The 21360-nt window shown below is 73.4% G+C and carries 18 protein-coding genes; 6 read left to right on the plus strand and 12 right to left on the minus strand.

Going from position 1 to position 21360, the window contains the following annotated elements; all coding sequences use genetic code 11:
• Positions 1–83 precede the first annotated feature (83 nt).
• Together AB0K28_RS25925 and AB0K28_RS25930 are read left to right on the plus strand one after the other, a co-directional pair.
• On the plus strand, positions 84–1154 hold the full coding sequence (locus tag AB0K28_RS25925) for a DUF917 domain-containing protein (protein ID WP_364374778.1): 1071 nt from the start codon (positions 84–86) through the stop codon (positions 1152–1154).
• A complete protein-coding gene (locus tag AB0K28_RS25930; protein WP_364374781.1) occupies positions 1151–2779 on the plus strand; it encodes a helix-turn-helix domain-containing protein in 1629 nt (542 codons plus the stop codon). Before AB0K28_RS25925 ends, AB0K28_RS25930 begins: the two co-directional genes overlap by 4 nt.
• Here AB0K28_RS25930 and AB0K28_RS25935 read toward each other — a convergent pair.
• The 3 genes from AB0K28_RS25935 to AB0K28_RS25945 all read right to left on the minus strand — a co-directional run bounded on the left by AB0K28_RS25935 (position 2760) and on the right by AB0K28_RS25945 (position 7066).
• Entirely contained in the window at positions 2760–3587 is an 828-nt protein-coding gene (locus tag AB0K28_RS25935; protein WP_364374784.1) for an alpha/beta hydrolase, read from the minus strand. The genes AB0K28_RS25930 and AB0K28_RS25935 overlap by 20 nt on opposite strands.
• Positions 3588–3720: 133 nt before the next feature.
• Complete coding sequence (locus AB0K28_RS25940) at positions 3721–6039, minus strand: M20/M25/M40 family metallo-hydrolase (protein ID WP_364374787.1); 2319 nt, start codon at positions 6037–6039, stop codon at positions 3721–3723.
• 46 nt (positions 6040–6085) lie between these two features.
• Positions 6086–7066: a YafY family protein gene (locus tag AB0K28_RS25945; RefSeq protein WP_364374790.1), complete on the minus strand. Its 981-nt coding sequence runs from the start codon at positions 7064–7066 to the stop codon at positions 6086–6088.
• Between the two features lie 95 nt (positions 7067–7161).
• Between AB0K28_RS25945 and AB0K28_RS25950 the strand changes: the two genes are divergently transcribed.
• Positions 7162–7557, plus strand: coding sequence for a VOC family protein (locus tag AB0K28_RS25950; protein WP_364374792.1), 396 nt, complete (start codon positions 7162–7164; stop codon positions 7555–7557).
• Between the two features lie 3 nt (positions 7558–7560).
• Here the strand turns inward: AB0K28_RS25950 and AB0K28_RS25955 are convergent, their stop codons facing one another.
• Positions 7561–8178 carry a TetR family transcriptional regulator gene (locus AB0K28_RS25955; protein ID WP_364374795.1) on the minus strand — a complete coding sequence of 206 codons (618 nt, stop codon included), beginning with the start codon at positions 8176–8178 and terminating at the stop codon, positions 7561–7563.
• A 101-nt stretch (positions 8179–8279) separates the two neighbouring features.
• Between AB0K28_RS25955 and AB0K28_RS25960 the strand changes: the two genes are divergently transcribed.
• Positions 8280–8993: an SDR family oxidoreductase gene (locus AB0K28_RS25960; protein ID WP_345406052.1), complete on the plus strand. Its 714-nt coding sequence runs from the start codon at positions 8280–8282 to the stop codon at positions 8991–8993.
• Here AB0K28_RS25960 and AB0K28_RS25965 read toward each other — a convergent pair.
• The 7 genes from AB0K28_RS25965 to AB0K28_RS25995 all read right to left on the minus strand — a co-directional run bounded on the left by AB0K28_RS25965 (position 8962) and on the right by AB0K28_RS25995 (position 18341).
• Positions 8962–12468: a glycoside hydrolase N-terminal domain-containing protein gene (locus AB0K28_RS25965; protein WP_364374798.1), complete on the minus strand. Its 3507-nt coding sequence runs from the start codon at positions 12466–12468 to the stop codon at positions 8962–8964. The genes AB0K28_RS25960 and AB0K28_RS25965 overlap by 32 nt on opposite strands.
• 155 nt (positions 12469–12623) lie before the next feature.
• Positions 12624–13880 (minus strand): MFS transporter, encoded by a 1257-nt coding sequence (locus tag AB0K28_RS25970; protein ID WP_364374801.1) that lies wholly within the window; start codon positions 13878–13880, stop codon positions 12624–12626.
• Positions 13877–14434, minus strand: coding sequence for a winged helix-turn-helix domain-containing protein (locus AB0K28_RS25975; protein ID WP_345406061.1), 558 nt, complete (start codon positions 14432–14434; stop codon positions 13877–13879). Before AB0K28_RS25975 ends, AB0K28_RS25970 begins: the two co-directional genes overlap by 4 nt.
• Before the next feature lie 60 nt (positions 14435–14494).
• On the minus strand, positions 14495–15253 hold the full coding sequence (locus AB0K28_RS25980; protein WP_364374803.1) for an NAD(P)-binding domain-containing protein: 759 nt from the start codon (positions 15251–15253) through the stop codon (positions 14495–14497).
• 62 nt (positions 15254–15315) lie between these two features.
• Positions 15316–16821 (minus strand): tripartite tricarboxylate transporter permease, encoded by a 1506-nt coding sequence (locus AB0K28_RS25985; protein ID WP_364374806.1) that lies wholly within the window; start codon positions 16819–16821, stop codon positions 15316–15318.
• Between the two features lie 21 nt (positions 16822–16842).
• Positions 16843–17301, minus strand: coding sequence for a tripartite tricarboxylate transporter TctB family protein (locus AB0K28_RS25990; RefSeq protein WP_345406070.1), 459 nt, complete (start codon positions 17299–17301; stop codon positions 16843–16845).
• Between the two features lie 2 nt (positions 17302–17303).
• Entirely contained in the window at positions 17304–18341 is a 1038-nt protein-coding gene (locus AB0K28_RS25995; RefSeq protein WP_345406073.1) for a tripartite tricarboxylate transporter substrate-binding protein, read from the minus strand.
• A gap of 371 nt (positions 18342–18712) precedes the next feature.
• Here AB0K28_RS25995 and AB0K28_RS26000 point away from each other — a divergent pair, with 371 nt between their 5' ends.
• Positions 18713–19165, plus strand: coding sequence for a hypothetical protein (locus AB0K28_RS26000; protein WP_345406076.1), 453 nt, complete (start codon positions 18713–18715; stop codon positions 19163–19165).
• 62 nt (positions 19166–19227) lie between these two features.
• Positions 19228–20541, plus strand: a complete 1314-nt coding sequence (locus AB0K28_RS26005; RefSeq protein WP_364374811.1) for an MFS transporter — start codon at positions 19228–19230, stop codon at positions 20539–20541.
• 41 nt (positions 20542–20582) lie between these two features.
• On the opposite strand, the gene AB0K28_RS26010 is transcribed toward AB0K28_RS26005, so the two are convergent.
• The gene (locus tag AB0K28_RS26010; protein ID WP_364374814.1) at positions 20583–21311 is read right to left on the minus strand and encodes an rRNA methyltransferase; all 729 of its coding nucleotides are present in this window, start codon (positions 21309–21311) and stop codon (positions 20583–20585) included.
• Positions 21312–21360 lie beyond the last annotated feature (49 nt).

The following is a 21360-nucleotide window of genomic DNA, read 5'->3' on the forward strand; positions in this document are numbered from 1 at the left end:
TCCCGCTTCGACCTGCGTCTTCCGCCGCCCCGGCCGGCCGGCGAATGGCACGGCGGGCCGGTCCGGTGCGGCAAGCTGGACAGATGCGAATCGAGCCGCCGGACGTGCCGGCGCTGGAGCGGGGCGTGGCGGTGCTGGGCTCCGGTGGTGGCGGGGACACCCGTACCGCCGCGCTGCTGCTGCGCCGCCGCCTGGCCGCGGGCGCGGAGGTCGTCGTGCACGCCCTGGACGCGCTGCCGCCGCAGGCGTACGTCGTGCCGGTGGGGGTCGTCGGGGCGACGCCGGTGTTCAACGAGAAGCTGCCGGGCGGGCAGGAGTTCGCCGCCGCCGTGGCCGCGGTCGAGCGGTGGGCCGGCGTGCGGGCGGGCGCCGTCGCCTCCCTGGAGATCGGCGGGCTGAACGGCATGCTGCCGCTGGCCTGGGACCTGGGCCTGCCGGTCGTGGACGCCGACCTGACCGGGCGCGGCGTGCCCCGGCTCGACCAGCTCTCGCTCAACGCCTGCGGCCGCCCGGTCACCCCCGTCGCGCTGGCCGAGCCGGGCGGGCAGGTGCTCGTGCAGGCCACCGGCACGGCGGCCGACCTGGAGCGTACGGTGCGGGCGTTCCTGCCGAGCGCGGGCGGCTGGGCGGCGCTGGCGCTGGCCCCGGTCCCGGCGTACGAGCTGGCCTGCTGCAGCGTCGTCGGGTCGGTGTCGGCGGCGCTGGAGCTGGGACGGCGGCTGCTCGCGCTCGGCGAGTCGCCCGCCCCCGACCGGCTGGGCCAGGCGGGCGGGCGGGTGCTGGCGCTGGGCCGGGTGATCGAGGTGGTCCGCAGGCCGGGGCCGCGCCTGCACGGCCGCGCCGGGTTCTCGCGCGGTGGTGTCACGGTGGCCGATCACGCCACGGGGGCGCTGCTGCGGCTGGAGATGGAGAACGAATACCTGCTCGCTTTGCGCGACGGCCGGGTCGTCGCCTCGACGCCCGACGTGCTGGCGGTGCTCGACCGGCGCACCGTGACGCCGATCTCCGGCGACGCCGTGCGGGCGGGGATGGAGGTCATGGTGCTGCAGGTGCCGATCGCGCCGTTCTGGACGGATCCGGGGCGGATCGCCTTGGTCGCGCCTCGCGCGTACGGGATCGACTGCGAGCCCGTCCTGCTGGGAGGCCGGCGATGACCACCGTACGCAGGCTGCTGGCCCTGCCCGAGTGGACCGGCGCGGTACAGGTGCTGGCCGGCGAGGCGGGACTGGACGCCACGGCACGGACCGTCCGCCCCCTCGCCGACCCCGGCGCCTACACCCCCGCCGGTCCTGGCGAGGTGGTGATGGTGAGCACACCGGTCGATCCGGGCGACTGGCGCCTGGACGCCCTGCTCCGCCGCGTGGTGGACGCGGAGGGGGCGGCGGTCCTGGTGACCGCGGCCACCCCGCCCGCGGATCGGCCGGCCGACGCAACTCCCGGCGAGACACCCGGCGAGACACCCGGCGGGATGGCCGGCGGGATGGCCGGCGGGATGGCCGGCGGGATGGCCGGCGGGGTGGCGTATGGGACCCTGCGGTTGGCTGATCGGCTGGGGGTGCCCTTGCTCGGTGCCGCGGCCGACCCGCTCGACCTGCTGGTGGCGGCGCGGATGATGCTGGCGGAGCCGGAGATCGACCGGGCGCGGCTGGTGCTGTCGGCGCATCGCGCCTTCGACGAGCGGACGCTCGCGCCCGAGGGCGTCGTGGCCCGGCTGGGCGAGCTGCTGAACGCGCCCGCCGCGCTGCTGGACGAGCGGGGCCAGCCGCTGGCCGGGCAGGTGCGTGAGCCGGAGGCGGTGCGGGCGCAGGAGGTGGTGCCGCAGCGGGTCAGGCTCGGCGACGGGGTGCTGCTGGCGCATCCGGCGGCGCTGCCGGGAGCGCCGCGGCCGGCGTTCTGGCTGGTGGTGGAGTTGCGGGGGACGGCGGCGGCGCGGGCGGACGTGGTGCCGGCGGCGCTGTCGGTGGCGGCCTCGGCGGTGCAGCGCTGGCTGCTCAGCCACCGGCTGGAGCTGGAACGGGACGCGCGCTCACGTTCGGCGCTGCTGGGCGACCTGCTCCGGCTGGACGGCGAGCCGTCGGCGCAGCTGCGCAGGCGGGCGGCCGACGCGGGCTGGCAGCTCGGCGGCTGGCACGTCGGCCTGCGCATCGGGGCGCCGCCGGGGCTGGACACGGTGGCGTCCACGGCGCAGGTCACCCGCGTGCTGCGCGGCGAGGGTGTGCACGCGGTGGTCGTCGAGCACGGCGACGGCTGGACGGGGTGGACCACGTTCGCGCAGGAGCCCACCGCCGCCCGCGTGCACGCCCTCGCCGACACCCTGCGCGCCGCGAACCGGGCCTTGCGCCGCTCGGCCGGCGCCCACATGGGGGTGGGCCGCCCGCACCCCGGCACGAGCGGCCTGATCAGCACGGTCGCGGAGGCCGCCGACGCCGCCCGGCTGGCCGCCACCCGTCCTGAGGCGGGCTTCTTCCTGCAGGTGGACCAGCTCGGGATGGCGCAGCTGCTGCTGGAGTGGGCGCGTACCGACACCTTCGAACCGGCCGCCCGCGCGCTGCTCGCGCCCCTGCACGACCAGCCGGGCGACCTCATCCGCACGCTGTCGGCCTATCTGGACGCCGAGTCCTCGATCGCGGAGACGGCGGCGGTGCTGGGGGTGCACCGCAACACGGTGGCCGCCCGCATCCAGCGGGTGGAGCGGCTGCTGGGCATCGACCTGCGCCACCGCGACGAACGCCTCGCCCTGCACCTGGCCTGCCGCACGGTCAGCCGGCCCGCCGGCTGAGCACCTCCTTCAGGCGGGCGGCGAAGGCGCGCGGATGTGTGAGGTTGCCGTTGTGGCCGCCGGGGAACTCGGCCGGCTCGGTGCCGAGCAGGGCGGCCAGCTCCTGGGCGCAGCGGCGGTCGAAGGCGGCGGGCGGGGTGGTGCGGCCGACGGCGGGCACGATGCGGGCGCCGGTGGAGGCCAGGTCGCCGGTCGGGAGGGTGTCGCCGATGACGGCGGTGACGTCGTGTTCGAGGAAGAAGCCGAAGTCGGCGACCCTCTGGGGGGTCATGGGGTGCGGGGTGCGGCCGGGTTCGGCGTCGGGGGCGGCGGGGTCGATGCCCAGGGCCTCGGTGATGGCCTTGAGCGCGGGGGTGAGTCCTTCGCGGCGGTAGAGCCGCTGGATGCCGGCGAGCTCGGCGAGGTGGCGGGTGCGCTCGGCCGGTGGGAGGAGGCCGGGGGACACCGGTTCGTGGGCGATGAGGGTGGCGATCTGGCCGGGGTGGTCGAGGGCCAGGTGGAGGCCGATGGCGGCGCCCATGCTGCAGCCGAGGATCGCCGCCGGCCGGTCGGTGAGCGCGGCCAGCAGGTGGTGGACGTCGTCGGCGTGCTGCCTCAAGGGGACGGGGCGGGGGCGGTCGAGGGCGCTGCGGGACAGGCCGCGCCGGTCGTAGGTGATGACGGTGTAGCTGTCGACGAGGTGATCGGCCAGGTCGGTGCTGCGACGGGCGTCGCCCTCGCCGCTTTGGGAGATGAGCAGGGCGGGCCCGGCGCCGCGCACCTCGTAGTGCAGCGTGGCGCCGGGGACGGGCAGGTGGCCGGTGGTCATGGTGGTCCTCTTCGTCGGAATTGCGAAGACCGACCATAATCCATCAAACTTGATATATCAAAAATGATCGATTCTTAGGGGCGGCCGGGCGGCTCCGGCTCCGCCTGACGTCACCTGGACGGCTGAGCGGGTGCTAAGCGTTTCTGGACAGCGTGTAGGTGCGGGTGACGGCGGTGAGGTCGCCGTCCTCTCTCGTGGCGGCTACCAGATCCGCGGGCCGGGGGACGAAGCCGGGCACGGCGGGCAGGCCGTCGGTTTCCGAGATGACGGTGAGGCGGATCCGGTCCTGGCCCTGCGTCCGTACGGTGAACGTGGCGCCGCGGGCGGGGATGCCGCGCAAGCGGATCTCCGAGGGCCAGGTGCCGGTGCGCGTGCCGGTCACGGCCGCGGTGGCCGAGCCGAAGGCGCCGGCGGTGGCGGTGACGTGGGTGATCGGCTGGTCGAGGCGCAGGGTGACGGAGCGGGCGCCTTTGGCGGGGGTGACGTGCAGCTTGAGCGTGGTGCCGCGGTGCGCCAGGACGTCGGCTCGCGGGGCGCCGGTGGTGATGGCGGGTGCGGGGCCGGTGCGCAGGGCGCCGCGCGCGTAGCCGGGCGGGAGCGCCGAGGTGTCGCGGCCGGTCACGTAGCGGCTGGTCCAGGGGGCGGGGTCGGTGTCGGCGCTGACCCAGTGAGCGGTGCGGGTGTCGGCGTCCATGACGTACGCGAGGTGGGTGCGCCCGGGGTGCTCGGCGTCGAAGCCGTCCGTGGCGAGCCCGGTGGCGGCCAGGGCGGCGGCGAGGACGACGGCGGTGAGGGGCACGGCCAGGACGGTGGCGCGCTTGGAGCGGGTGAGGAACAGGTCGGCGATCGGTACGGCGGTCAGCAGGAACAGGGCGAGCACGAGGGCGGGGACGCCCGCGAGAGCGAGTCCCATGCCGTCGAAGACGTCGCCGGCCAGCGCGGGCAGGAGCATGGCGGCGGTGGCGGGGCCGGCCAGGGCCAGGAGCATGCGTGACCAGCCGGGGGCGCGGCGCAGCAGCAGGGCGGCGAGCCAGCCGAGTGCGCCGAGCAGGGCCGGGAGGGTGAACAGGAATGCCGCTCCTGGGGCGAGCCAGGCGCAGAGCAGGCCGAGCGCGGCGAGCCAGAGGAGCCCGGCGATGGCGGTCGCGGCGCTGCCGAGGGCGCGGCGCAGGGCGAGGTGCCAGCCGAGGACGGCCGCTGCGGACAGCGCGGCGACGGCCGCCTGGTAGGGGCGTGGATGGTGGAGGAGCCCGCCCATGAGGTCGTAGGCGGGCCGCCAGGTGGCGAGGAGCGCCCAGAGCCCTTGGGCGAGGGCGGCGGAGAGGATGAGCGGAAGGAGCGCCGAGACGGCGGCCACGAGGAGGCGGGGCAGGGTCAGCAGCCGCCGGGTGCGGGCCGGCAGGGCCAGGGCGGCGACCGCGAGGAGGGCGAGCACGGCCAGCGGCCAGGTGAGCTGCCCCGGGTAGGTGATCATGACGCCGAGGGCGCGGAAGTAGGTGGCGTCGTGGCCGGAGTCGAGGGCGCGCAGGTCGGTGCCGCCCAGGGCGCGGGTGAGGGCGAGCATGGTGGAGCCGTGGTGCTGGAGGCTGCCGGGGTTGAGGTTCGCGATGGTGTCGGTGGCGGTGTGGTAGTGCGAGGAGTTCTGGATGTAGGCGAAGTTCATGCCGGTGTAGCCGGCCCGGGTGAGCGGGGTGAAGTCGGTGTTGTTGGGCAGCAGCCGGTAGACCTGCACCATGGCGGAGCTGCCGCGCGGCGCGGGGGCGGCGCCGGCGAAGGTGTCGACGAGGCGGGCGTTGCCGGGCGTGGTCTCGAACATCAGGGACGGGCCGCCGGTGCCGCGGGCCTCCCAGTTGAGCAGGACGCCGCCCGCCTTGCCGAGCGGGTGTTCGCGGACGAAGGCCTCGGCGCCGAGCACGCCGTCCTCCTCGCCGTCGGTGATGAGCAGGACGACGTCGTTGCGTGGCCGAGGGCCGGTGCGCAGCGCGCGGACGGTCTCCAGCATGGCGGCCACGGCGGCGGCGTCGTCGGAGGCGCCCGGCCCCATGGCGGCGGAGTCGTAGTGGGCGGCGATGAGCACGGTGCCGGTGGAGCCGGTGCCGGGCAGGCGGGCGATGATGTTGTCGACCTGGCCGAACGTGGCCAGCCCCGCCGCGGAGCGGGCGCCGACGGCGTGCTGGACCTCGACGTCCAGCCCTGCGGCGCGCAGCTGGGAGGTGAGGTAGGTCCTGGCTCTGGCGGAGGCGGCGCTGCCGATGGGGCGGGGTTCGGTCGCGAACTTCTCGAGGTGGGCACGGGCGCGTTCGGCGCTGAACCGGTCGGCCGGCGCACTGGCCGGCACGGGCTGCATGGTGCTGTCCGCCATGGCCGTCAGCGCGATCACTGCGGCGAGGACGAGGAGGGCGGCGATCCCGGCCACACGTGGCCGTGGCGCGTCGAACAACGTTCCGATCATGGTGAGGAACGGTAGGCCGGGTCCCTCGCCTGGCGGAATGAGGTGCTTACCCGGGCCGGCCTGTGGTTTTCCGCAGGGCCGACCGGGTGAGGCGGTCGGCGAGCGCGATGACGAGGTCGCGGAGCTCGGCGGGCTGCTCGACGGCGAAGGGCAGGTCGAGTGCGGCCAGGACGGGAGGCAACCGGTCGAGGTGGTCGGCGTGGAGCTCGACGCGGGACCAGCCGTCCTGCGGGGGTTCGGTGACGAGGGCGAAGCCGGGCGGCAGGCGGGTGTGGATCTGGGCGGCGGTGCCGTGGATGTGCAGGATGACGTGGTGCCGGTGAGGGGCGGTGGCGAGCCTGGTGAGCAGGTCTTGGGCCGGGTCCTGGAGGCCGGCGGGCGGGGTGAAGGTGCCGGGCCGGGTGGTGGCCTGGGTGATGCGGTCGAGGCGGAACGTGCGCTCTTCGCCGATGGCGGGGTCGGTGCCGGTGACGTACCACTTGCGGTTGTGGGTGACGAGGCCGTGGGGGTGGAGGGTGCGTTCGCTGCGGTGGCCGTCGGCGGCGGTGTAGCGGATGGTGACGGGGCGGTGGTGGCTGACGGCGTCGGCGACGGTGAGCAGAACGCCGGTGTCGGGCGCTGCGTCGGGTGCGGCGGCGGGCCGGGCAGGGGTGGTGAAGGCGAGCGTGCCGAGGAGGGTGTCGAGCCGGTCGGCGAGGCGTCTGGGCAGGACGCGGCGGATCTTGGCGGTGGCGGTCTCCGAGGCCGTGCCGGTGCCCTGTGCGGTGATGAGGCCGAGCAGGACGGCCAGCGCCTCGTCATCGGTGAGCATGAGAGGCGGCAGGCGGTAGCCGGGGGTGAGGCGGTAGCCGCCGTGGCGGCCGCGGACCGATTCGACCGGGATGTCGAGGTCGATGAGGTGGTCGATGTAGCGGCGCACGGTGCGTTCGTTGACGCCGAGGCGGTCGGCCAGCTCGGTGACGGTGCGGGTGCCGCCCGCCTGGAGCAGCTCCAGGAGGGTGAGGACGCGGGTGGTGGGTCGCGGCATGTTCTCAAGTCTGCTGCAGATACCGGGCGGATTCTGCCCGGTATCGGGTCTAGCTTGTAGGGCGTTCGCGATCGACTGATCAGCAGGGAGTTGTCATGGATTTCATCTCGACCCGGATCATCACCGCCGACGTGGCGCGGCTGGTGGGTTTCTACGAGCACGTCACGGGGGTGCGGGCGGCGTGGGCGAACGAGGAGTTCGCCGAGCTCAGGACGGCCACGGGGACGCTGGCGATCGGCGGGGTGCCCACGGTCGCGTTGTTCGCCCCCGGCTCGGCGCGCCCGGCCGAGAACCGCAGCGTCATCGTCGAGTTCCTGGTGGACGACGTGGACGCGACGTTCAAGGGCCTGCCTGAGGACGCCGACGTGGTGAACGAGCCGAAGACGATGCCGTGGGGCAACCGTTCGCTGCTCGTCCGGGACCCCGACGGCAACCTGGTGAACTTCTTCACCCCGGTCACCGACGCCGCCCGGCAGCGGTTCGGCCGGTAGCGGTCAGGGGGTGGCGAGGCGGCGGGCGGCGTGGACGACGGCGGCGCGGCGGCGGGCGGCCTCGGCGCCGTCATCGGGGTCGTCGCCGGAGCCGCCGGGGCCGCCGGGGCTGCCGGTGAGCATGCGGGCGATCTGCGGGGCCGCCGACCAGTAGCTGGCCAGGGACATGACCAGGAACATCAGGTGGGCGGGGTCGAGGGTGGCGTCGATGCGGCCGGCCCGCTGGGCGGCGGCGATGGCGGCGGCCTTGTCGGCATAAAGGGTGGTGCGGGCGAGCTCGTCGGGGATGGCGCCGGTGTCGGCGAGCCCCTCCCACAGGACGAGGCGGGCGAGGTCGGGGTGGGCGCGCTGGTAGTCGTAGGCGCGTCCGGCGAACTCGCCGACGTCGTCGGGGCCGGTGATGTCCAGCGGCACGGCGGCGGCCAGAGCGTCGACCTCGCCGCGGACGATGGTGGCGAACAGGGCGGTCTTGTCGCCGTAGTAGTTGTAGACGCGTTCGCGGTTGACCTGGGCGCGTCTGGCGATGCGGTCGATGGTGGTGCCGTCGGGGCCGTGGGCGGCGAATTCGGCCAGCGCTGCCTGGTAGATGCGGTGTTTGGTGCCTTCGACGTCCCATGCCATGGGGTTCATGATAGTTCCAACACGCGTGTTGCTTTTGGCGCGCGGGCGGGGTTATGGTCGGCGTATCGCCAACACGAGTGTTGGAGTTTGGGGGATCACGCATGACCGCGAAGACCGTACTGATCACCGGCGCCACCAGCGGCGTCGGCGCCCACGCCGCGCGGCTGCTGCTGGAGCGCGGCCACCACGTGGCCGTCACCGGCCGCAACGAGGCGCGGATGAAGACGTTCCTGGAGGAGACCGGTCATCCCGACCGGCTGCTCGGCCTCATCGCCGACGCCGCCGACTGGCAGGACACCCGGCGGGCGGTGGCCGCGACCGTGGAGCGGTTCGGCGCGCTGCACGGCGCGGTGGCCAACGCCGCGTTCACCTCGGCCGACCACGTCCACGGCGGCCGCGTCCCGCTGGCCGAGGGCGACCCCGAACTGTGGCCGCCCATGGTGCTCACCAACGTGCTCGGCCCCGCCCTGCTGGCCAGAGCCGCCCTGACCCACCTGGAGGCGAGCCGAGGGCGGCTGGTGCTGGTCGGCAGCGTGGTCGGGGTGAAGAACAGCCCGGGCAACCTCTACTCGGCCACCAAGTGGGCGGTGACCGGGCTGGCGGAGAACCTGCGCCTGCACGCCACCCACCGCGGCGTCGGCGTCACCCTGGTCAACCCCGGCATCATCGACACGCCGTTCTGGATGGACGGCGAGGTGCCGCCGTTCGCGCTGCCGCCCGGCCCGGTGGCCGAGGCGATCTGCCACGCGCTCGGCCAGCCGGACGGGGTGGACCTCAACACGATCACCGTCCGGCCGATCGGCCAGCCGGCTTGATCAGCTCACGCCAGTTCCCCACCTCCTGCGCGGTCAGGGCGCGAGCGATGATCGCGGCCCGGTCGACGCCGCCGGTCAGGCGCTGGCCGCCGTTCTGGTCGGCGCCGAACCGCAGCGGCCTGGCGGTGCAGCCCGCGATGCCCCCGGAGGTGCCGCCGGAGGTGACCTGGCCGGTGGCGGCGCGCTCGCCGTCCACGTAGAGGGTCAGCGCGCCGGTGCGGTCCAAGGTGACCACCACGTCCAGCCACCGGCCGGTGGGCAGGGCCGCGTCCAGGGTGACGCCGGCGCCGGCGCCGATGAAGCGGACCTTGCCCTCGGGCGTGAGGTCGATGAGCACGCCGTCGGTGCCCGGGTCGCCGGACGGCTGCGAGTCGAACAACCGCCGGTAGCCGCTGCCGCCCACCTTCACCTCGGCGGCGAAAGTGGCCTCGCGCAGCAGGCCGAGCGTGGTGGGCTCGGTGGTCAGGTAGGCGCTCCCGTCCAGCAGCAGGCCGCTGCCCGACGGCGCGGTGGCGTCGTAGGCCGGGTCCCCGCCGGCGATGGTGGCATGGCGGCCGTTGCCCGAGGCGTCCTCGACGGTGGCGCCCTCCCGGGGATCCCAGGCCACCACGGCCGAGCCGCCGGGAGCCGGGGCGCAGGGGTCGAGGGCGAGGACGGCCGTGGCGGCGCCCTTCCACGAGCCGCCGGTGACCGTAGCGGACAGCACGGCGGTGCGCCGGCCGTCGGCGGGGCCCGGCGTGACGGTGAACGCGGCGGTCCGCTTCCCGCCGCCCGGCACGCCCGGCAGGCTGCGGGTGGCCGGCGTGACCGTCCAGCCGCTCGGGGCGGTCAGCGTGACCTCGGCGGCCGGTACGGCCCGCCGCCCCGGCGCCTGCACGCTCACCCCGGCCTCGAAGGCGACGCCGGGCTGGGCGGCGGCGGGCGCCTCCAGGGAGACGGCCGCCTCGTTGCGCAGCGTGTAGCTCTGCCCCGCGCGGGCGTCGAAGGTGAGGGTGTCGCCCTCGCGGCGGGCGTTCACCTCGCGGCCACGCCCGTCCACCAGCCGGTAGCGGCCCTCGACGACCGCGCTCTTGAGCCTCAGCCGGCCGGTCCTGCCCGGATGCAGGGTGACCGTGGCCGGGGCGCCGCCGGACCAGGTGGCGTCCACGGTGACGTCGCCGCGGGCGCGCAGGCCGCGCACCGAGCCGTCCTTCCACGCCGACGGCAGCGCGGGCAGGACGTGCAGCACGTCGTGCTGGCTCTGCAGCAGCATCTCGGCCATGCCCGAGGTCGCGCCGAAGTTGCCGTCGATCTGGAACGGCGGATGGGTGTCCCACAGGTTGTCCAGCGTGGAGCCCTTCAGCTGCTCGGCCAGCATGGTGTGGGCGTGGTCGCCGTCCAGCAGCCGCGCCCAGAAGTTGATCTTCCAGGCCTTGGACCAGCCGGTGCCGCCGTCGCCGCGCGCCTTGAGCGACACCTTGGCCGCCTCGGCCTCCTTCGAGCCCGGCTCGATGCCGTTGCCGGGGTGCAGCGCGTACAGGTGCGAGACGTGCCGGTGCGTGTCGGCCGGGGAGTCCCAGTCGCTCTTCCACTCCTGCAACTGGCCCCACGAGCCGATGCGCAGGCCCGGGTCGAGCTTCTTCAGCGCGGCGCGCGCCTCGGCCTTGAACTCCTCGTCCACGCCGAGCTTCTCGGCGGCGGCCACGGCGTTGCCGAGCACCTCGCCGACGATCTGCTGTGACATCGCGGCGCCCGCGGAGAAGTCGCCGTGCTCGGGGGAGTAGCTAGGGGAGACCACCAGGCTGCCGTCGCGCGGGTCGGTGTGCAGGAAGTCCAGCCAGAACTCCGCCGCCCCCTTGATCACCGGGTACGCCCGCTCGCGCAGGTAGGTCACGTCGCCGGTGAAGCGGTAGGTGTCGTACAGGTGCTGGGTGGTCCAGGCGGCGGCCTCCGGGAACCAGAACGCGGTCGCCCAGTCGTGCACCCCGGTGAAGCCGAACGGGTTGGTCTCGTTGCCGACCACCCAGCCGCCCGCCCCGTAGATGCCGCGGGCGCTCTCGCGGCCGGGCGGCATCAGCGCGGTGATGTAGCGGTCGTACGGCGCGGTCGTCTCGTGCAGATTGGTCTGCTCGGCTAGCCAGTAGTTCATCTGCAGGTTGATGTTGACGTGGTAGTCGGCCGACCAGGGCGGGCTGGTGGAGTGGTTCCACACGCCCTGCAGATTGGCGGGCAGCACGTCGTTCTCGCGGGAGGAGGAGATGAGCAGGTAGCGGCCGTAGGCGAAGAACAGCTTCTCCAGTGCCCGGTCGGCGGGGTCTGCGCCGCCGGTGTAGTTCCTGCGCAGCTCGTCGGTCGGTACGGCGGGCATCGTCCCGCCGAGGTCGAGGCGGACCCGGTCGAACAGGGCCCGGTAGTCGGCGACGTGGGCGCGGCGCAGCGCGGCGTACCCGGCGCCGTCGGCCTCATTCACGGCCTCATTCACGGCCTCATTCACGGCCTCATTCACGGCCTTGTCCACTGCCTTGTCCACTGCCTTGTCCACTGCCTTGTCCACTGCCTTGTCCACTGCCTTGTCCACTGCCTTGTCCACGGCCGCGGTCACCCGTTCGTGCGGGTCCTCGCCGCGGTAGGAGGGGTAGGCGTCGGCGTAGTCGGTGCCGGCCGACAGCACCAGCACCGCGCTGTCGGCGCCCTCGACCCGAACGGCGTCGCCCTGGTCGCTGCGGGTGCCGCCGGTCGTGATCACCTGCACCTGCGCCTCGAAGCGCATGCCGTTGTCCGCCAGCCGGCCCCGGATGGTGAGCCGGCCGCCCGCGGCGGTGACGGTCTTGTCGTCGCGCGGCGAGGTGTGGCGCAGCGTGAACGACACCTGGCCGGGCCGGTCGGCGCCCAGCCGGGCGACGATGACGTTGCCGGGGTTGGAGGCGAAGTACTCGCGCTGGTGCCGGACACCGCCCGCGGTGTAGGCGACGCGGGCCACCGCCTCGGACAGGTCCAGCTCGCGCCGGTAGTCGCTCGCCTCGGCGGCGGGCAGATCGAGGTGCAGGTCGCCGAAGGTCTGGTAGGCGCCGAAGCCGGTCTTGCGCTGGCCGAGCTTGGCGGCGACCTGCTCGGGGGACATCTTCCCCTCGCGGTCGATCTGCTCCTGGACCTCGGCGATCGCGCCCGGGCGTGGGCCGGACCAGTTGCCGAAGTCGTAGCCGGGTGAGCCGGGGCCACCGGTCCACAGCGTCTTCTCGTTGAACTGGATGCGCTCCGACGACACCCCGCCGAAGATCATCGCGCCCAGGGGGCCGTTGCCGATGGGCAGGGCCTGGGTCTCCCAGTCGGTGGCGGGCTCGTCGTACCAGAGGGTCAAGTCATCGGGTGTCTGCACGGTGCTCGCTTCGGGTGCGGGGCCGGCGTGCGCGGCCGCCGGGAGTGCCTGTGGCCACAGCAGCAGCGACAACGCGGTGACGAGTGCGGTGGCGTGTCGTCGTAACGGGGGGTGTGCCACGCGGGGTCCTCCGATCACATGCGGGCTTCCCCGAAGAGATAACACCGGTAACGCGCTCGTCACAAGGGCGGCATCCGATGTTTCACCCGCCGAAGACCCGCCACGTGCGCGGTGACCTGCGCGGTTACCGAGGTCGCCGCTGCAGAGATCCGATGTCAGGAGGATGCGTACGCGGCGGCTTCGCGTCCCTCATCCAGGCCGGCCTCGCCTCGCCCGAGCCGCCGGCTCGAGGGCGTGGTCAGAGCCAGCGCGCAGAGCAGCAGGATCGCACCTGCCGCGATCATCACCCACCGGTAGTCGACGACGGCCACGAGCGCGGCGCCCGCCGCGATGGAGGCCATCTGCGGCACGGTGACGGCGACGTTGCTAGCGGCGGCGGCGCGTCCCTGCAGCCGGGCGGGCGTGAGCCGCTGCCGGGTGGTCACCATCGCGACGGACAACCAGGGGATCGCGACGCCCGCCGCGAACAGCGCGCCCACCGCGACGGGCAGCAGGGGGACGCCGGCCAGGTCGGCGGTCATCGCCAGACCGGCGGAGCCGAGCAGCGCGAGCGCGGCCGCGATCATGGCCACCGGTCCCAGGCGGCGCAGCACCGGCGCGGCGATCAGGCCGCCCAGCACGCTGCCCGCCCCCTGGACGGTCATCAGCACCCCGAAGAACGCGGCGTCCATCCCCAGGCCCTTGTCCACGAGCTCGAACAAGGACGAGTCGAAGACGCCGACGACGCCGAAGGCCGCCGCGCTCACCACCACCATGCGCCACAGCAGCGGGACGCTCCGCAGATGGAGGAGACCGGCGACCGTCTCCCGCCGCCTGCTGTGCTCCGGCCGGCGGGGCTCCGGGGCGGACTCGCGTACCTGGACGGTGCGGAGCACGAGCGCCGTGAGGATGAGGCAGGCGGCGACCCCGACGGCGAGCGCGCCGCCGCCCCAAGCGGCGTACAGGGCGCTGCCGAGGACGGGGGAGAAGATGCGCAGGCCCTGGTCGATCGTGGTCAGCAGGCCGTTGGCCGTGTCGAGGTGGCGGGCCGGCAGCATGTCGCGTACCAGGCCGGTCTGGGCGGCGGAGTTGACCAGGCCCAGCGCGCCGTACGCGAAGGCGACGCCGTACAGCAGCCACAGCTGCCCGGCCGTCTGCACGGCGAGCAGTGTCATGGCGACGACGGCGCCCGCGAGGTTCGCCCAGATCAGTAAGGGTTTTCGGTGCACCTTGTCGGCGAGCAGCCCGATCAGCGGGAAGAGCACCACCGGGGCGGCCAGGGCGAGGAAGACCAGGCCGGCGGCGCTGCTGCTGCCCGACAGGTCCTTGGCCCACACCCCCAGCGTGAGGTAGAGGGCGCTGTCGGCGAGGTTGCCGATGGTCCAGCCGCCGAGCAGCCGCCGGAACGGCGGGTCGGCCAGCGCGGCCCTCACTGCTCCTCCTGCTCGGGCAGGAGGTAGGCGTTGTGGAAGATCCGGACGGGACGTCCCTCCGCGGGGCGCGCGTCCGGTTCCTGCCAGCGTCCGACGTACGGTTTGATCAGCTGGGCGAAGGCGTGCCCGAGCTGTTCGGCCTCCTGCGGTGTCAGCCAGAGCGTGGCGCCCCAGCCCGGCAGCCTGCCCTTCCACTCCTCGGGCACTTTCGCGGTGACGGCGGCCTTCATCCGTGCGGTCTCCCATTCGAGGAAGGCCTGGCTCAGCTCGGAGGCGGCGGAGCGGCCGTCCTCGTCCGGCTGCTCGGCGTCCCAGGTCTGCTCGATGTCGACGAGCCGCCAGGGGCGATCGCGCCTGCTCTGGCCAGGCGCGCGCTCGATGTAGCCGAACTTGGCCAGGACCCGCAGGTGGAAGGAGCAGTTGGACGGGCTCTCCGCCACGAGCTCGGCCAGCCGGGCGGCCGTCGCGGGGCCTTCGATGGCGAGCAGTTCGAGCAGCCGGATGCGCAGAGGGTGGGCGAGCGCACGCATCGCCTTCGGATCCTTGATCTCCACGTCGCCACGCTATATTCGAAAGAACCGTTTCGCAATAGCTCTTTCGAATCGGCCCGGGCGTCAGGTGAGGTCGGTCAGGAGGGCGTCGAGTGCCTCGCGGAGGGCGGTGGCGTTGGCGGGGGAGAACCACGTCGTGCGGATGCGCTCATTCGTGCCGCCCGGTGTCTCGTGATCGGCGGCCAGCCGCTCGAGCGAGCGGGTCTCGTCGGACAGGGAGCGGCCGAGGTCGGCGAACAGGCCCCGTACGTAGCGCTCCGCCTGATCGGGCGCGATGCCGTGGCCGGACGCCCAGGAGCTGAGCGTGGCCAGGTAGGCGTAGTGGGTGGTGAGCGTGGACGTCAGCGCGGAGAAGACGTTGAAGGCGTCCTCGTCGTCCACCGGCAGCGCCCCGCCCAGCCGGTCGAACAGCGCGTCGGCCACCGGGTGCGGCGGGCAGGTGACGGTGACCGAGCGGCGCTCGCGCACGGCGGGCAGCGGGATGGCGCGCACCAGCGGCGCATCGGTGGCGAGCAGGCGGCGCAGCTCGGCGAGGGAGACGCCGGCCATCAGGCTGACGACGACCGTGCCGGCGGCGACGGCCAGACCGGCCAGGGCCTGCCGGTCCTGGGGGCGCACGGCGACGATCAGCACGTCGCAGCCGTCGGCCACCTCCTGGTTGCCGCCGCACACGCGCACGGTGCCGTGGCGGGCGGCCAGGTCGGCGGCCGTGGCCGCGCCGCGCGGCGACAGCAGCACCTCGGGCGGCGGGCCGTCCCCCTCCAGCAGGCCGGTGACGATGGCCCGGGCGATCTCGCCGACGCCGATGATGCCGATGCGCACTACTGCTCCTCGCGGTACGGGTGATGAGGGTGAGGACCATCATCGCGTACGCTCGGCCGGGGTCAGTCGTCGTCGGTGAAGACCACCTCGCGGCGGCGGCGGATCGCCGGCAGCACCGCCACCACCAGCGCCAGCACCGTCAGGGCCAGCAGGGTCGCCGAGATCGGGCGGGTCACGAACACCGACGCGTCGCCGCGCGAGATGATCAGCGCGCGGCGCAGGTTCTCCTCCAGCAACGGGCCGAGCACGAAGCCGAGCAGCAGCGGCGCCGGCTCGCAGCCGCACTTGATGAGGACGTAGCCGAGCAGGCCGAACAGCACGATCGCGTACACGTCGAAGGCGTTGAAGCCCAGCGAGTACGTCCCGATCGCCGCGAACAGCACGATCATCGGGAACAGCACCTGGTACGGGATCCGCAACATCCGCACCCACATGCCGATCAGCGGCAGGTTCAGCAGCACCAGCAGCACGTTGCCGATCCACATCGAGGCGATCAGCCCCCAGAACAGCGCCGGCTCCTCGACGATGACGTTCGGGCCCGGCGTGATGCCGTGCACGATGAACGCCCCCACCATCAGCGCCATCACCGGATGGGCGGGCAGCCCCAGCGTCAGCAGCGGGATGAACGAGGTCTGCGCGGCGGCGTTGTTGGCCGACTCCGGCCCCGCCACGCCCTCGATGGCGCCGTGCCCGAACTCCTCCCGCCGCCGCGAGATCCGCTTCTCCACCGCATACGAGGTGAACGAGGCCAGCACGTGCCCGCCGCCCGGCAGCACGCCCAGCGCCGACCCCAGGCCGGTGCCGCGCAGGATCGGGCCGGCGATGCGCCGCCAGTCCTCCCGGGTCGGCCACAGGTGCCGCACCCGCGACACGATCGCGGTACGGGCCTGCCCGCTCTCCAGGTTGCGCAGGATCTCGGCCACGCCGAACATGCCGACGGCCACCGAGACGAAGTCGATCCCCCCGTACAGCTCGCGCTGGCCGAGCACGAACCGGGGGGTGCCGGTGTAGAGGTCCTGGCCGACCGTGCCCAGCAGGACGCCGAGCGCGATCATCGCCAGCGCCTTGAGCGCCGTGCCGCGGGCCAGCGCGATCGAGACGATGAGGCCGAGCAGCACCAGCGAGAAGTACTCCGCGGGCCCGAACTGCAGCGCCACCCTGGCCAGCGGCGGCGCGGCGACGGCCAGCACGACGGTGGCGACCGTGCCGGCGATGAACGACCCGATCGCGGCCGTGGCCAGCGCCGGGCCCGCGCGGCCCTGCCGGGCCATCTCGTGGCCGTCGAGCGCGGTGACCGCCGCCGACGACTCGCCCGGCAGGTTGATGAGGATGGCGGTGGTCGAGCCGCCGTACTGGGCGCCGTAGTAGATGCCGGCCAGCATGATCAGCGCGGTGACCGGCTCGAACGTGAACGTGATCGGCAGCAGCATCGCCACCGTCGCCGTCGGCCCGATGCCGGGCAGCACGCCGACGGCGGTGCCGAGCAGCACGCCGACGAAGCAGTAGAGGACGTTCTGGATGAGGAGGGCCGTGGAGAAGCCCAGCGCGAGATTGTCGAGAAGGTCCATACCCCAAGATCCGGTTGCGCGTCAGGCGCCCAGCCACGGGCCCACGAGCGGGATCCGCAGCTGCAGTCCGACGACGAAGATGAGGGTGGCGGCCACCGTCAGACCGGCCGCCACCGCGACGGCCGTCAGCAGCCGTACGCGGCCGGCCAGCGCGGTCAGCAGCGCGGTCACCGCCGCCGTGGGCACGAAGCCGAGCCCGCGTACGGTGAAGCCGAAGAACACCAGCGCGATCGTGATCGCGGCGATGGCCCGCCACGGCACGCCGCCGAAGGCGATCACCTCGCCCGCGATCAGGCCCTTGACCACGATCGCCAGGCCGAGACCGGCCACGATGACGCCGACCAGCAGCGGGAAGGCGCCGGGCCCCATCCGCAGCGGGCTGCCCAGCTCGTAGCCGAGCGCGCCCGCCGCGAACACGGCGCCGATGACGACGAAGATCGCGCCGGCCAGGACGTCCGGCCAGGAGCGTCGTGCCCGCATGCTCAGCCGGCCTTGACGCCCGCGTCGGCGATGACCTTGGCCCAGGTGCCGAGCTGCTCCTGCAACTTCGTCCTGTGCGCCTCAGGGGTGGCGTCCTCGGCGGGGACGGGCGCGGTGCCGAGCTTGGCCATCTGGTCGATGACCTTCTGGTCGGCCAGCGCCGTCTTCAACGCCTCCGACAGCTTGCTCACCACGTCGGGCGGGGTGCCCTTCGGGGCGTAGAGGCCGTGCCAGACGCTGACCTCGAGCTGCGGCAGCCCGGCCTCGGCCGTGGTGGGCACGTCCGGCAGGCTGCCGACCCGCTCGGGGGTGGTGACGGCGTACACCTTCACCTCTTTGGCGGAGATCTGGCCGCTGGTGTTGGTGGTCTGGTCGCACATGAAGTCGACCTGCCCGCCGACCAGGTCCGTCAGCGCCGGGCCGGTGCCCTCGTACGGGACCTCCTGCAGCTTGACGCCCGCGGCCGTCTGGAACAGCAGCCCGCACAGGTGGGAGGCGGCGCCGATGCCGGCGTTGGCCAGCGTCACCTTGCTCGCGTTGGCCTTCACGTACGTCACCAGGTCCTGCAGCGTGGCGGGCTCGAAGTCCTTGCGCGCCACCACCGTCATCGGCACCTCGGTGACCAGCCCGACCATCTCGAAGCTCTCCAGCGGCTGGTAGCCGAGATCCTGGTAGAGGGCGGGCGCGGTGGACATGCCGATGTGGTGCATGAGCACGGTGTAGCCGTCGGGCTCGGCGCGCGCCACCTCGCCCGCGCCGACCGTGCCGCCGGCGCCCTCCACGTTCTGCACGACGATCTTGCCGCCGAGCTTGGCGCCCATCGGTTCGGCGATCATGCGGGTGACGGTGTCGGTCGGCCCGCCCGCGCTGAACGGCACCACGAACGTGATCGTGCGGTCGGGGTAGGCACCGCCGCCGCCGCTCGCCGTGCCGCCCGTGCCTCCCGCGCCGCCGTTCCCGGCGCAGGCGGAGACGAGCGCCGCCGCGCCGATCACCGCGATCGCCCGCGCGGCGGTCCGGTACCTGCTGGTCCATGTCATATCGCGACCTCCTCGTCAGCGCATGCCCGTGGGTCGTGTGCGTGCGCGGCCCCGCAGGCTCCTGCGAGGACGCGTCCAGGGGGTGGAGAGGAATGGTTTGTTGAATGCGCCGGATGGGAGAAGAATCGCAAGATTAACGGTTCAACACAAGCGTTGATTTAGGACGTGCCGTGAGCCGCCGGCGGCGCCTTGACGGCGACATCATCCCCGGCGGCGCCCGGCCAGGCAATACGGGCCGTGAAACGATCCGGAAACGACTTCCGGCAATGTCGGCACGGGATTGTGCGGCGCCGCGAACTCTGACAGGCTGCCGAAAGACGCCGACCCGTGGCCGCCTTTCGCCCCGGGGCCCGAAGGGGGACGCAAGGACGATGCCGCGCCCGTACGAAGCCGAGCCCGCGGCGCCGGCCGGGCCCGCGCCACGGCGGGTCGGCGGCCTGCTGGCCGCCTACGTCGTCGCCCACGGCATCCTCATCGTGCACGGGCTCGGGCTGGCGCTGGCCGCCGTCATCGTCAACGCCAACCCCGCGCTCGGCGGCCTCAGCGAGCCCGCGCCGTGGGGCTCCATCATCTTCTACGTCGTCAGCAACGTCTTCCTCGCCGCATACAGCGTCGTGGTGATGCGGCTCATCCTCAACAAACGCAAGTCCGCCGTCGTCAACAACGCCGTCTGGGCCATTTCCACGGTCGTCTTCCTGCTCATCTGGTATTTCCTCGGCATGAAGTCACCGATCGGCGTCGTCATCGATTCGCTGCCCGGCATCGTGGGCATGGCCTATCTCGCGCGGTCGCGCCGGGTGCAAGAAACCCTCGTCCTTTCCTGAGCCCGGCCCCCCCGGAAAATGCGTTGCCCCCGCTCAGGGCCGGATCGTAGGGTTGTGCGCTCGTGGTCACAGTGATGGAACGCGTGCTGCCCGCACGCCTCGGCACAGGTTTTCGATGGTTGCTGGCCTCGAGCTGGCTGACGAATCTCGGCGACGGGCTCGCCGCCGCGGCCGGGCCGCTGCTGATCGCCACGCTCACCCGTGACCCGCTGCTCATCTCCCTGTCGGCCCTGGTCAGCTGGGCGCCGCCGCTGCTGTTCGGCCTGTACGCGGGCGTGCTGTCCGACCGGTACGACCGGCGCACGATCGTCCTCGCCGCCAACGCCGCCCGCGCGGTGGTGCTGGCCGTGCTCGTCGTGTTGCTGCTGACCGGCACCCTCACCGTGACGACGGCGCTCATCGCGCTGTCGCTGCGGTCGGTCGCCGAGGTGTTCGCCGACAACGCCACCTCCACGCTGACGCCCATGCTGGTCGCCCGCGACGACCTGACCGTCGCCAACGCCCGCCTGGGCACCGGGTTCATCACGCTCAACCAGCTCGCCGGGCCGCCCGTCGGCGCGGCGCTGATCGGGCTCGGCCTGACCTGGCCGTTCGCCGGGCAGCTGCTGCTGGTGCTGGCCGGGATGGTGCTGGTCTCGCGGGTCACGCTGCCACCCCACGGCCACCGCGCCCGCACCCTCGACTCTGAGCCAGGTCCCGCGGCCGACCCTGCGGTCGACGCTGAAGCCGATACCGCGGCCGGCCCTCTGGCAGGCGCCGATGCCCGGTCCGGGGGTGGCGTCGTGCGCGAGCTCCTCGACGCCTTCCGGTGGACGATCAGGCACGCCGCCGTCCGCACCCTCGCGCTCACCATCCTGATCTTCAACTTCACCTTCGGCGCCGCCTGGTCCGTGCTCGTCCTCTACACCCAGGAGCAGCTTGGCCTGGGCCCCATCGGCTTCGGCCTGATGACCACCATCAGCGGGATCGGCGGCCTCATCGGCACCAGCCTGTACGGCGCCATCACCCGCAGGGTGAGCCTCGGCGCGCTGATGCGGATCGGGCTCGTCATCGAGACCCTCACCCACCTCGGCCTGGCCCTGACCCACTCGCCGTGGGTCGCCGGCGGCATCTTCCTCGTCTTCGGCGCGCACGCCTTCATCTGGGGCACCACGTCGGTCACCGTCCGCCAGCGCGCCGTCCCCCAGGGGCTGCAGGGCCGGGTGGGCAGTGTCAACACCATCTGCGTCTACTTCGGCCTGGTCGTCGGCTCGCTCATCGGCGGCACCCTGGCCACTCACCTGGGGGTGGCGGCGCCGTTCTGGTTCGCCTTCGCCGGGTCGGCGGCGTTCGTGGTGCTGCTGTGGCGGCAGCTCCTGCACATCGCCCACGACTGAGCGGACGGGCCGCGTTCTCAGGCGTGGTCTCAGGCGCGTTCTCAGGCGCGGAACAGCGCGACTGCGCGGGTGCCGATCTTGAACGCGGTGTCCGGGCGGCGGCCACCGTCCACGGGCACCTTGCGGCCCCGTACCGTCACCGCGAGCACACCGCCCCGCGGCAGCACAGCGGTCAGTGCCTCCACCATGCCGGGGACGCCCGCCGCCGCGCCAGGGCCGCCCCAGTGGGTCTGCTCGCCGTAGGGGACGTCGGTGATCGCGATGTCGGGTGCGCAGGAGCCGAGCGCCTGCCTGAGCCGGCCGGCGTCGAACACGTCCGCCTGGCGGGCCGCGTACGGGACGTCGCCGCCGCCGGTCTCGAGACCGGCGGCGAGCCGGTCGGCGGCCTGGGCCGCGTCACCGTACGCCGGCTTGCCGAACCGGGCGGAGCGCTCGCGCAGGTCGGCGGCACGAGAGGCCAGCCCGGACCCGCTCAGCAGGGCGAGGTTGCGCCCGGCCAGATCGACCGCCCGAGGGTCGAGGTCGGAGGCCAGCACCGAGGCGATGACCGGCCGGTGCAGCAGCGCCGTCACGGTCAGCAGGTAACCGCTGCCGCAGCACGGGTCCCACAGCGTGGCCGGATGCCTGCCGCCGCGCAGGTCCAGCGCCCGCTGAAAGATCTCGCTCGCCAGCCGGACCGGGAACGCGGGAAACCCCGGCGCGGAATGCAGCACCGACCCGCTGGCCAGATCCTGGTAGTCGCGCGCAACGGTCGCATACCGGTAACTCATAGGGACGACCGGCTCTCCCCGCCACGGCACGAGCGGGACCGCTCGACCT

The sequence above is a fragment of the Nonomuraea sp. NPDC049504 genome, assembly GCF_040676845.1.
Taxonomy (GTDB): domain Bacteria; phylum Actinomycetota; class Actinomycetes; order Streptosporangiales; family Streptosporangiaceae; genus Nonomuraea; species Nonomuraea salmonea.

Bases quoted from the DNA above. Each gene is read 5' to 3' on its own strand.
- AB0K28_RS25955 (WP_364374795.1), bottom strand. From the start codon at position 8,178: ATGGCATGGGACGTCGAAGGCACCAAACACCGCATCTACCAGGCAGCG.
- AB0K28_RS25950 (WP_364374792.1), top strand. From the start codon at position 7,162: ATGGATTTCATCTCGACCCGGATCATCACCGCCGACGTGGCGCGGCTG.
- AB0K28_RS25990 (WP_345406070.1), bottom strand. From the start codon at position 17,301: ATGCGGGCACGACGCTCCTGGCCGGACGTCCTGGCCGGCGCGATCTTC.
- AB0K28_RS26000 (WP_345406076.1), top strand. From the start codon at position 18,713: ATGCCGCGCCCGTACGAAGCCGAGCCCGCGGCGCCGGCCGGGCCCGCG.
- AB0K28_RS25945 (WP_364374790.1), bottom strand. From the start codon at position 7,066: ATGCCGCGACCCACCACCCGCGTCCTCACCCTCCTGGAGCTGCTCCAG.
- AB0K28_RS25960 (WP_345406052.1), top strand. From the start codon at position 8,280: ATGACCGCGAAGACCGTACTGATCACCGGCGCCACCAGCGGCGTCGGC.
- AB0K28_RS25940 (WP_364374787.1), bottom strand. From the start codon at position 6,039: ATGATCGGAACGTTGTTCGACGCGCCACGGCCACGTGTGGCCGGGATC.
- AB0K28_RS25935 (WP_364374784.1), bottom strand. From the start codon at position 3,587: ATGACCACCGGCCACCTGCCCGTCCCCGGCGCCACGCTGCACTACGAG.
- AB0K28_RS25985 (WP_364374806.1), bottom strand. From the start codon at position 16,821: ATGGACCTTCTCGACAATCTCGCGCTGGGCTTCTCCACGGCCCTCCTC.
- AB0K28_RS25925 (WP_364374778.1), top strand. From the start codon at position 84: ATGCGAATCGAGCCGCCGGACGTGCCGGCGCTGGAGCGGGGCGTGGCG.
- AB0K28_RS25995 (WP_345406073.1), bottom strand. From the start codon at position 18,341: ATGACATGGACCAGCAGGTACCGGACCGCCGCGCGGGCGATCGCGGTG.
- AB0K28_RS26010 (WP_364374814.1), bottom strand. From the start codon at position 21,311: ATGAGTTACCGGTATGCGACCGTTGCGCGCGACTACCAGGATCTGGCC.
- AB0K28_RS25930 (WP_364374781.1), top strand. From the start codon at position 1,151: ATGACCACCGTACGCAGGCTGCTGGCCCTGCCCGAGTGGACCGGCGCG.